Genomic DNA, 11,403 nt, shown 5'->3' with positions numbered 1-11,403 from the left:
GATCCGCCCTTTTCGGGCTTCTTTTTACTTGTTTTTTAACACACCGAATGGGAACGACGTTCATCGTTCCCATTTAACAGGTATTCTTTACTTTTCTTCGTACATCTCATTGTAGTACTTCTGGTAATCACCGCTGGTCACATTATTCATCCAGTCTTCATGCTCGAAGTACCAGGCGATGGTCTTGCGGATGCCTTCCTTGAACATGGTCTCGGGATACCAGCCGATCTCTGCCTTGATCTTGTCCGGTGCAATGGCATATCTTCTGTCATGTCCCTTACGATCCTCCACGTAAGTGATCAGGTCGTTGTTAATATGTGCCTTGCGGGGATCGGAATCCGGAAGCATCTCCTGCAGAGTCTCAATGATAATGTGGATGATCTCGATATTCTGCTTCTCATTATGTCCGCCCACATTGTAGGTTTCGAACAGTCTTCCCTGTTCCTGTACCATATCGATAGCCTTAGCATGGTCTTCCACATACAGCCAGTCACGGACGTTCTTACCGTCACCGTAGACCGGAAGCTTTTTGCCATGCAATGCATTATTGATGATCAGAGGGATCAGCTTCTCAGGGAACTGGAAAGGGCCGTAATTGTTGGAGCAGTTGGTAATGTTGGCAGGGAAATGATAGGTATCCATATATGCCTTCACCAACATGTCCGAGCTTGCCTTACTTGCGGAGTAAGGGCTGTGGGGATCATACGGAGTGGTCTCATAGAAGAATGCATTGTCATCATCGGGAAGAGATCCGTAGACCTCATCTGTAGATACATGCAGGAACTTCTTGCCTTCTTTGAAGCTGCCATCGGGAAGCTCCCAGGCTGCCTTGGCACAGTTCAGCATCACTGCAGTACCCAGGACATTGGTCTGTACGAAGATCTCCGGGTTGCGGATACTTCTGTCTACATGGCTTTCTGCCGCAAAATGTACCACACGGTCGATATCATTCTCTGTGAAAATTTTGCTGATGGCATCCTTGTCACAGATATTAGCCTTTACAAAGGTGTAGTTCTCACGCTTCTCCACGTCCTTGAGATTCTCAAGATTGCCTGCATAGGTCAGTGCATCCACGTTGATGATACGGATTTTATTATCGTATTTTTTAAACATGTAATGAATATAGTTGGAACCGATAAAACCGGCCCCTCCTGTTACCAGATAAGTTCTCATTTTTTCTCCGTTCTGCGTTCAGCGCACATTTTTTGTTATAGATAGGGATATTTTACCATAAAACAAGCAGGATATCAACACGGCTCCTCCGCACTTCGTGCTCTCGGATCCGTGACACACATTCGCATTCCGGACTATCGGCATTCTTAGCGCTGGGTATTAACACGGCTCCTCCCCACTTCGTGCTCTCGGACCCGTGACACACATTCGCATTCCGGACTATCGTCATTCTTAGCGCCGGGTATTAACACGGCTCCTCCGCACTTCGTGCTCTCGGACCCGTGACACCCATTCGCATTCCGGACTATCGTCCTACATGCTCATGTGTGTTTGATTTGCTAATAAAGTCCCAGCCTCGCCTGCAAGCAGTCGGTCTGGGCTTTATTGCAAATCTTAATATCCCAGGTAGCTGAGGTTCAGATCCACATTGCCGCTGATGCCGCTGACTTTTCCTGTGGATTTGTATTGCCACAGATCATAGCGTCCGGTGTAGGTGGGTGCTGCTGCATACTGGGCCAGCCAGATCTTGTAACCACTCAGTGCACTTGCATCCATCTTCTGGCTGAGCCAGGTCTTGTTGGCATACACACCTGCGGTGTATCCTGCATTCTGAATGGTATTGCAGAATGCCTTACATACTGCCGTTCTGGTAGCGGAATCGATCTTATCACCTCTTCCGCCGCTTCCTTCCACATCCAGGAATACCGGATAGGAAATCTTGTAACCGCTGATACGGTCCAGTACCATGGAGGCTTCCTGTACTGCCTCGACCTCATCCACTGCCTGGGTAAAGAAGTATACACCCACTTTCAGCCCTGCTGCCGTAGCTCCCTTGATGTTGGTCTTGAAGGTAGGGTCATCGATCAGTGCTCCCTGAGAGGAACCGCGATAACCCACACGGATGATCACGTAGCTGACACCGGAATTCTTCACGGCGTTCCAGTCAATTTTTCCATTCCACTTGGACACATCGATTCCCATGGTGCCGGAACCAACTACCAGAGATCCGTCACTGGCAAAATTGTATTTTGCGCCCTGAATGACCTGTTCTCCGGTAACCTTGTTGCCATCCGCTGTAAAGAAATAAAGCTTTCCGTCCAGTGTCTGCCATCCGGTGTATTTCACATCACCTTTGATAAAGAACTTAGAGGCAGTAAAGTAATCCGCATTGACTGCTTCACGATAGCTGTCACCATCCTGTACATACAGCTGTACACCGCTCTTGTCTTTCAGCCTGGTAGTTTTATCTTCTCTCGCATTGGAAGCCTTTACTGTTACTGTGCACTTGGCTTCCACCTTGTTGCTGCCTTCTGTATACGTTACCGTTACCGTAGCACTTCCCGCTTTCACACCGGTGATAGTAATGGTCTTGCCGCTTACAGCCACAGTTGCTATACCGGTATCGCTGGAAGCCGCACTTACGGTTCCACTTCCGCTGACATTTGCGGTAACTGTATCCGTTGCCTTCTGATAAGTCGTCACTGCCGTTTTATCCAGAGTAATTGTCGCCGCCGGAGTCGCTGTAGGGGTTGCCGTAGGAGTCGCTGTAGGAGTTGCCGTAGGGGCCGCTGTCGGGGTTGCTGTTGCCGCCGGGGTTGCTGTTGCCGTCGGGGTTGCTGTTGCCGTCGGGGTTACTGTCGGAGTCGCTGTGGGCTCTGCAGTCGGGGTTACTGTCGGTTCTTTTGTAGGTTCTGCTGTGGGCTCTGTTGTAGGTTCTGCTGTAGGTTCCGCTGTTGGTTCTGCTGTAGGAGACACTTCTGCCATCCGCAGGAACTTACCGCTGTAAGCCACCGTTACGGTCTCCGGATCGGTAATGGTATCCTTGGATACTTCTTTATAAGTATTGGCAGTCGCGGTACTTGCCACCCACTGCACAGTATCCTGCAGTGTGGACTCTACAGTAGTATCCTTGATCTGTGTATCCTCTTTTGCAGCATTGATCTCAGATTCTTTCTTGATCTCATTGGAGACATCGACCTTTTTATAGGCGATATCTTTCTTTACTTCTACTTTCTGTGCTGCTGTCGGCAGAACATAGTCCTTGTATTTATCATCCGTCAGTGCGTTTACCGCTACGGAATAATTCCCCGGCGTAATACCCTTTTTATAGATAATACCGTCCATATCGTCATCAGTCCAGGTCTCGGTCTTGCCGTTGGGATCTGTGATGGTTACGCTGAAGGGTACGTTGGAGATCAGCTTGCCGGTCTTTTTATTGTTGAATTTGATCTTCAGATCCTTCTGTACAGAGACCAGCTCCAGTTCTACCGTACCGCCGTTGGTGTACTCTGCCTCTTCATATTCCTTCTGTTCTTCCGGATCTTCTTCTACCGCATTGGCTGCCGCGATCTTTGCCATCTGTGCGTCTGCCACTGCCAGAAGTCCCTGCTCACCGATCATCTGGATGCCGTCCAGCTGTGTTCCCACGCTGACGAACTCCGATACCTGTCCATCCACTGCCCGGGCACTGGCATAGACACTTCCGGTCACGATAGCCAGAATCAGTACCGCCACTCCGGTAGCTGCCATGATCCGGTCCATGGTACTCAGGTTCAGGAATTTTGCCCAGATTACAGCAATTCCGCCCTGCTTTTTGCCCCCGGTCTTTCTCCTGCCCGTGGGAGCCGGCTCTTCCTCGTAATCCTCGTCGGCATAATACTCTTCATCGTCACTCTCTTCGATGTACTCCACGTCATCGGCATAGTACTCCTCACCGTCTTCTTCTCCGGTGTACTCTTCCTCATCGGCATAGTACTCCTCACCGTCTTCTTCTCCGGTGTGCTCTTCCTCATCGGCGTAGTACTCCTCACCGTCTTCTTCTCCGGTGTACTCTTCCTCATCAGCATAGTACTCCTCACCGTCTTCTTCTCCGGTGTGCTCTTCCTCATCGGCGTAGTACTCCTCACCGTCTTCTTCTCCGGTGTACTCTTCCTCATCAGCATAGTACTCTTCGCCGTCTTCTTCTCCGGTGTACTCTTCCTCATCAGCATAGTACTCTTCGCCGTCTTCTTCTCCGGTGTACTCTTCCTCATCGGCATAGTATTCCTCGCCGTCGTCTTCTCCGGTATATTCTTCCTCATCCCAATCGTAACCATCCTGTACGTCTTCTTCCCAGTTACGGTCCGGACGTTTTGTATGGTTAAATAATTTTTTCATCTGATCTATCCCTTCTGCTCATAATTCTCGGTGTAACAATTCCGTAACATTATAGCATTGTATTTTCCCCACATCAAGGCATTCACCCATTTCTTCAGAATTTCTTAAATCTTTCTAATATTATGGACTTTCTTTTCGTATAATAGTAAAATCAATATAACTCTTTTTACCACTACATTATTGAATTACCTGAAACGGAGAGAATACATGAAACGAAACAATAACAACCATAATATCCACGCATCTTCTGTGAATGACATGCCGGATATTGAGATTGTAGATCTGGAAAACGACACAATGCAAGACACAGATTCTGGTAATTTCCATTCCGGGAATACTCGTTCCGGTTCTGTGCACAATTTCCATACCGATTCCGATGACGACATAGAAGACCTTTACGTAGATGCCGATGAAGAAATCCCTGAGGGCGAAGAGTCTGCGGCCCCTGCCGGTATCCGGCGCTTTCTGAATTTTCACGTACTGTTTGCTCTCGTGCTTCTTATTGTTGTCGGCGTGGTAGGATACCGCGTCACACACTGGGGACAGAGGATCAGCCAGTCCGACATCTTCAAGGACGGACAGGGTTCCTACGACGACAGTTGGGATTCCATCCTTCCCCTGACCGACGAAAACGGTCAGATGATCATTAATGATGCTTCCAATATCGTTGTCTTCGGAAATGCTCCCTTCGCAGATGACAGGGACTCTTCCGACAATCTGGCCAATCTGATCGCCAAAGAGACCGATACCACCGTTTATAACTGTTCCATCAGCGGAAGTTACCTTGCTGCACAGCAGTTAAACTACGACCCCACCGTTGCCCCCATGGATGCTTACTGTCTCTACTGGCTGGTGAACCTGGCCGTTGGGGTTCCTCTGGATGGCTACTACACCGATGCAGCCAATGCTCTGGGCGACAAGACACCGGCCGAAGCAGAGGAAGTAATCAACACACTGAAAACTCTGGATTTCAACACGATCGACACCGTTGCCATTATGTATGATGCTACCGATTATCTGTCCGGCAATGCCATGTACAGTGATGAGAATCCCACGGATCCCACGCAGTTTACCGGCAATCTGGAGGCCAGCATTGAAGTATTGCAGAACTATTACCCCCAGATCCGCATTATCGTTATGTCTCCGACCTATGCATATGCTGTGGATGAGAACGGCGACTATGTAAGCTCCGATATGTATATTTACAACGGCCGTGATGTCTTATCCACTTATGTGATCAAGGAATGTTACTCCGCCAATATCCACAGCGTATCCTTCATGGATAACCTGTACGGCAGCATTACCGAAGACAATGCCGATGAATATCTTGTCGACAATCTGCACCTGAATGTAAAAGGACGTAAGCTCATTGCCAAACGTTTTGAATACTTCCTGAATTACTATTCCAAGGATTATGCATCCCAGGAAAAATAATTCCGGTCAAAAAAGGCTCCCGAAGCAGCCAGTTACTTTGCTGCTCCGGGAGCCACTTGTTTTTTCCTGAAATCTCATTCCTTCATAAAGTAATACAGATCCACTGTGGAATCTTTGTAGATCACATATCCGTGCATTCTTCCGAATTCTTCAAATTCCTGATCCTGCATCTTCCCCACCAGTTTTTTATCTTCCGACAGGATCACATAGGCACAGGCCTCTTCTCTGGCCAGTTCTGCCAGCTCCTGTGCATCAATGACCTCCTGCTCCATAACATCATAAAGATCATTCTGCACCGTCCACTTGCTCACCATAATGTCCCTGCCGTAGGGCATACAAATCACATTGGAATACTGTCTCACATACTGCAGCAGTTCTCCCGGGAATGCCGCCATGACTTCTCTGCCCGGAACCTCAATGGTATCACAGATATCCACAACGCTCTGGGGTACATGATACGCATTTTCCGCCTTCTGAAAATTGGGATTCCTGTAGATCAGACTGCCGGATATCGTAAACAGCACAATAGCCAACGTTATCCCCACATATCTTTTTCTACCGGCGAGTTTTCCACAAAGCTGCACCGTACCGAAAGCAATCACCGGTGTCACAGGCAACAACCACAGGATCCGGTAATAGATTTCCCCATCCGCCATCTGAGAGACGATCTTCGCCACCAGCGGATTAAAAAAGACAAGCAGCAATACTAACGGCACATAAAGAAACATCACCCGGATATATTTTCTTTTCTCTGTGAGCCACAGATACAGCAGACTCACCAGGAACCACAGAACGATCAGTCCGGTCCCCATATACTCCTGAAACAGCTTTAAAGCATCCATTCTTCTCCTCCGGTCCTATCATCCCAACAGCAAATACATTCCGGCATACACAATGCAGGGAATACAACAGCCGATCAATGGCAGTATGAGTTTCCATTTTCTGTAACTGACCGCACCACAGAGCCCGGCCGTTCCCACCAGCATGCATGCCAGCAATGCTCCCATGGTACTGGCCAGACAGCAGGCCGTCATCACAGATCCCAACAGCACCCAGAAACCGACGGGGATCTTCTGTTCTTCCTGTATTTTTCGAAGCAGTGTCAGCAGCAGGAAAAAAATCATGGGGATCAGGATACTTCCCAATGCAGCCTTCCCCTGTCTGCTCCTGGCAATCATAAAATTCTCTACAGTATAATAAGAATAATCTCCGAAAAGCACCAGCACTTCCGTACAGAGTAAAAATGCAGGCAACGCCCATTTCTTCCGGTATGCGCCCTCTCCTGCGAATAATACCCTGCTTCCCAGAAGATAAAATACTCCGTAAGTCATGGAGATCAGAGCGACCGGCACCAGAGTCTTCGCCACGATCACCGTAGTGATGCCGGTCATCTGGGCCAGCCATGCGATCCAGATGGGAAAAGGTGCCAGCCCGTGTCTCACATCCAGTTCCGTATGCATTCCCGTATAAGGGATCTTCTGATACATCCTGCCGGATTCCTCTGCCGCTGCGGAGATTGCCACATAATAGGCATCGTCACCATCACCGTAGACCATCAGCACTGCCAATACCAACTGCACCAGCAAAAGCACACCAGCCAGCACCCACAAAATAATCTCTGCTTTCTCCGGCTTTGCTTCCCGGACTGCCCGCAGAGTACGGGACTGCCGGAAATACCGGACCGTTGCCGCTGCCAGCAGCACCAGGATGAAGCCGCAATAAGCTACGGTCACCATCCACATACGGCCTTCCAACAGGATCACCGGCACACAGATCACCTGAAATCCCGCCCATAGCAGCATCTGACCGCTAATCCACAGAAATACCGGATTTCTACAGGGTTTATCCACATTTAAAAAACAATTTCCCACCCATGCCGGTATCGCTACCAGCAGAACGGCAAGCCACAGCAAACGAACTGCGATCATGTTTCAACCTCATTTCTGTCTTCTTATCATTTCATTCCTTATCTGGAAAACATATATATCATATCTCCGTGCACGCCTTCCGAAAGCAGAAGTTCCTCCGACGTATAACCATACTTATCCCGGAGCACAGACACTGTTGCTTCTTTATCCACACCCGGTTTGATCAATACGATCACCCGGTCCAGTGCCTCCACGGATTCCGTATCCTTACGTTCCTTCAGTTCCTCTGCCGTTACCAGCAAAGTTTTGGTGTAATGCATAAATTCCGGCAGGTTCTCATAATAGCCCACTCCCGCATAAACGCAGATGCATGGGAACTCCTCATATTCTTCCGCCAATGCTTCCTGTCTGGCATATCCCTGATAGAGGTATTCCCCATCATAGGCAGCAAGCCGCAGCCCCTGTACCACCACGAGCAACAGCACCAGCATGCCTCCCACGATCTGTTCTTTCCATCCGGAGATCTCTGTCAGTTTTTTTCCAAGGAGACACAATAGCAAAGCAAGCAGCAATGCCACAAACGGAAACAAAGGCATAATATAGCGGTCCACCAGATACGGTGACATGCGGGATGCCAGCAGAAAATATCCGGCCACCGGCACCATCAGCATCCAGGCCGCATCTCTTCCGGAATTTTCACCTTTCTGTTCCTGTTTCCCGGCCCGGAAGCTCAGATACAGCTTTCCCAGAAGCAGGATTGCGCCGGCGGCACATCCGCCGATCAGAAGAGGTGCTCCCACTGTCCGATCCGCCAGAATTCTGCCAAATGCAGCCAGTCTCTGTCCGTAACCGGCAAATCCGGAGGCCAGATTGCCGAGAGCTTCCGTCCCTCTTCCGCTGGAGAACACATCCGAAATTGCAAAAGGGAACAATACCAGTCCGATCACTGCAGCGATCACCATGGACCGGATATAGCACCATAATTCTTCGTTCCTGTGCCGGTACAGCAGGATCACTGCGGTAACCGCCGCCAGCAGAAGGCAGTAAAACAGGAAAAAATACTGTGTCAGGAAACCCAGCACCGTAATAGCGATAAGACCCTTGTTTTTCTTGTCAAACCCGTTATTCTTCCATTTTTCCACATGGACGGAAAACAGGGCGACACACAGACAGGAAAGCAGCCCATACATACGGATCAGCAGCACCGTACCCAGTGCTCCGGTACTCATTCCATAGAGAAGCACCGCCAGGATCCCCAGCTGTCTTCCCTTTCCTTCCAGGGAAAAAACATCTGCCAGCTGTCTCCCAAGCCGCAGTAAAAGCCACAATGTAATTCCCAGGCAGACCAGATTGATGCTGCATCCAAGCCACGGTGACAATGTTCCCCGAAAGACAGAACTCATGGTATGCAACAGCATAAAATGTACCGGCGGATGATTGTCATCTTTTACATTAAAATAAACCGACAGGTAATCAAAGGCATCTTTCTGATCCACCGTGACATAATCCTGAAACTGCCGGTCCGTGATCCAGACCGGTTCCTCATAGACATCTGCTTTATAAGACAACAGTTTGCTGTTTCCCCGGTTCCTAAGCACATCTGTTACTGTATTTTTCAGATTCTCCAGAGCCTCTCCCGCACTGTCCCCCTCGATCTCTTCGTTCACGAATTTGGCCAGACGCCCTTCCGGCTGGGTAGGTACGATCCAGGGATTATACCTGGCATTTGCCAGTTCAAAGCTCAGAAGTTCGTCCATGTGATAGCCTTCCTTCCGGCTGACTCCCGCGCCCATCAATACCAGGCACAATATAACTGCCAGCAGTTCCGGCAGGATTTTTTTCCATTTATCCCGTTTTTCCTGTCCAATCATAGGAATCTTCCCATCTCCGTTATTATTCATTATCCATTACCCGATAGAGATAAATGCGGTAATAGCTGTTCTCTGTCTCAAAGGCCTCCGGCCTCATCAGTTCCAGACCGGTATCCTCACTGTGATCGATATAGGCTGCCGACAACAGATAGCTTCCGCCCAGCTGCCTCAGACTTTCCGCATCGATCGTATAGTCCTGAAAATAAAAGCCACCTTTTTCGATCGTATAATAGCCGGGGCATTCCGCGCTGAACAAATAGCAACGATTCCCCCAATGGTCAAAGCTGTCTTCCAGATATTCACTCTTGTCCAGCTCCGGTGCAATGATCTCCCGGAAACGGTGCTTGTACTCCAGAGAGTAGTTATTTGAATAGCCGTCCAGACAGTAAAATCCATGATACAATGCCGCAGCGGGATCGATCCCCAGACTTACGACCCGGTAATCCTGTGGTTCTTCCCCGGTATTCTCCCGCAGGTACTCCTGTACCTGATCCAGCACATCCACGGCATAATAATCCCGGAAGCTCATGGCTGCATAATTCCGGTTCACCAGTTTTTGCAGATTGGGCTTCAGATTGCTCTCCAGCAAAATCTTCCCGGCTGTTGCCACGGTAAGAAGCATTGCGGCCATTACGATGATCCCCGGGATCACACCGTTCCTGCGTCCGTTCCCTGTTTTCTCCGCTCCTGTGTCTCTTTCCGGGAGCTGTTCCGTCAGCAATAACAGGCTGCACCCCAGAATAAAATACCACAGGCAGGGACTCAGCCACAGGACTCTGTTGGCCTGAAAGCCCTTCAGAGCACCCAGACTGGAACGGATAGCGATTCCGATACTGCTGTCCCACAGTGCGGCCACTGCCGCAAAGCCTGCAATAACGGCCAGTGACAGGCCCACGGCTTTCCATAACCGTTTTTCTCCGCCCTCAGGTACATTCTTTTTATCCGCTATGTCCTTCTTCGTTGCCCGATTTAGGAAAAATAAAACAACTGTTGTCATCAACAGCACCACGAGGATCAGTCCATGATAATCCACACTGTGCTGTCCTCCCTGCAGGAGGTTTGTTTTCAACTGACTGAAAAAGTCCACCGGGCTGAGCAGATATTCCGATTTGTGAGAAATCTCTTCTCCCCGTCCCCCGGACAGCTGAAGCAATAACGAACCGTTCTCAACGATATACGTAAGCAGCAAAATCCCCCAGGCTGCAGCCTGTCCGGCGGAGAACTGTTTCCTTTTGTCCACCAGTGTGACGATCTCCCATACCGCCCAGATTCCCAGCACAGCAAAACCGGATAACACCAGGGAAGAATTACATCCGAAAAGCAGTACATAAAAATAACAGAGAATCCGGAAATTCTTCGGTCTGTCCTTTTCCCCCAGTCGCAGTACACAATACATTAACAGCGGCAATCCATACTGGGACAGCCCGTACACCGGCAAAAACGGCAGATACGCATACATACATCCGGTCAGCATGGCTATGAAACCGACAAGTCCTTTTCTTCTCCGCAGTGTTTCCGATGTTTCTCCGGCCCATCCAAGCAGGCAGAACATTCCCAGATATCCGGCAAAGCTGCCAGCCACCTGCATACAGGCCAGTGCCAGTTCCGCAGGCAGCCACCGGTATAACAGCACACAGGCGGGGGCCGGCATGGTAAGCGCTGTTTTTGCTGCACCGTTCATGAATTCCGGCAATACACCGCTGCCATCCCACAGATGTCTTGCCTGCAGAAGATAGGCGATCACCTCACCGTCCAGCTGATCGTGATACACGAACACAGAGTCCTTCCCTAATACAAGATACGGAACTCCCATAAAAAATACTGCCAACGCTCCCAGAAAGAACCAGGCTTTTTCTGATTTCTGCGTTTTCACTTTTGTTGTCATCTTCGTCATGGTTCCT

At 49.5% G+C, this 11,403-nt stretch carries 7 protein-coding genes; 1 reads left to right on the top strand and 6 read right to left on the bottom strand.

Going from position 1 to position 11,403, the window contains the following annotated elements; genetic code table 11:
• Nucleotides 1–87: 87 nt before the first annotated feature.
• Together rfbB and ACLTOH_RS03270 are read right to left on the bottom strand one after the other, a co-directional pair.
• Entirely contained in the window at nucleotides 88–1,173 is a 1,086-nt protein-coding gene (gene rfbB / locus ACLTOH_RS03275) for a dTDP-glucose 4,6-dehydratase (RefSeq protein ID WP_412223370.1), read from the bottom strand.
• A 393-nt stretch (nucleotides 1,174–1,566) separates the two neighbouring features.
• Nucleotides 1,567–4,329 carry a GH25 family lysozyme gene (locus ACLTOH_RS03270; protein WP_412223368.1) on the bottom strand — a complete coding sequence of 921 codons (2,763 nt, stop codon included), beginning with the start codon at nucleotides 4,327–4,329 and terminating at the stop codon, nucleotides 1,567–1,569.
• A 207-nt stretch (nucleotides 4,330–4,536) separates the two neighbouring features.
• Between ACLTOH_RS03270 and ACLTOH_RS03265 the strand changes: the two genes are divergently transcribed.
• The gene (locus tag ACLTOH_RS03265; protein WP_022312210.1) at nucleotides 4,537–5,763 is read left to right on the top strand and encodes an SGNH/GDSL hydrolase family protein; all 1,227 of its coding nucleotides are present in this window, start codon (nucleotides 4,537–4,539) and stop codon (nucleotides 5,761–5,763) included.
• A 74-nt stretch (nucleotides 5,764–5,837) separates the two neighbouring features.
• Here the strand turns inward: ACLTOH_RS03265 and ACLTOH_RS03260 are convergent, their stop codons facing one another.
• From ACLTOH_RS03260 to ACLTOH_RS03245, 4 genes are read right to left on the bottom strand one after another with little or no spacing between them, the layout of a single operon-like run.
• Nucleotides 5,838–6,605 (bottom strand): hypothetical protein, encoded by a 768-nt coding sequence (locus ACLTOH_RS03260; protein ID WP_022312211.1) that lies wholly within the window; start codon nucleotides 6,603–6,605, stop codon nucleotides 5,838–5,840.
• A gap of 18 nt (nucleotides 6,606–6,623) precedes the next feature.
• Nucleotides 6,624–7,691, bottom strand: a complete 1,068-nt coding sequence (locus ACLTOH_RS03255; protein WP_412223366.1) for a DUF6077 domain-containing protein — start codon at nucleotides 7,689–7,691, stop codon at nucleotides 6,624–6,626.
• A 38-nt stretch (nucleotides 7,692–7,729) separates the two neighbouring features.
• Nucleotides 7,730–9,502, bottom strand: coding sequence for a hypothetical protein (locus ACLTOH_RS03250; RefSeq protein ID WP_412223365.1), 1,773 nt, complete (start codon nucleotides 9,500–9,502; stop codon nucleotides 7,730–7,732).
• A 22-nt stretch (nucleotides 9,503–9,524) separates the two neighbouring features.
• Nucleotides 9,525–11,396 carry a DUF6044 family protein gene (locus ACLTOH_RS03245; protein WP_412223364.1) on the bottom strand — a complete coding sequence of 624 codons (1,872 nt, stop codon included), beginning with the start codon at nucleotides 11,394–11,396 and terminating at the stop codon, nucleotides 9,525–9,527.
• Nucleotides 11,397–11,403 lie beyond the last annotated feature (7 nt).

It is taken from the genome of Waltera sp. (assembly GCF_046969025.1).
In the GTDB taxonomy this organism is placed as follows: domain Bacteria; phylum Bacillota; class Clostridia; order Lachnospirales; family Lachnospiraceae; genus Acetatifactor; species Acetatifactor acetigignens.
The sequence above is the reverse complement of the archived record's forward strand: the minus strand, read 5'-3'. Positions and strand labels throughout refer to the sequence as shown.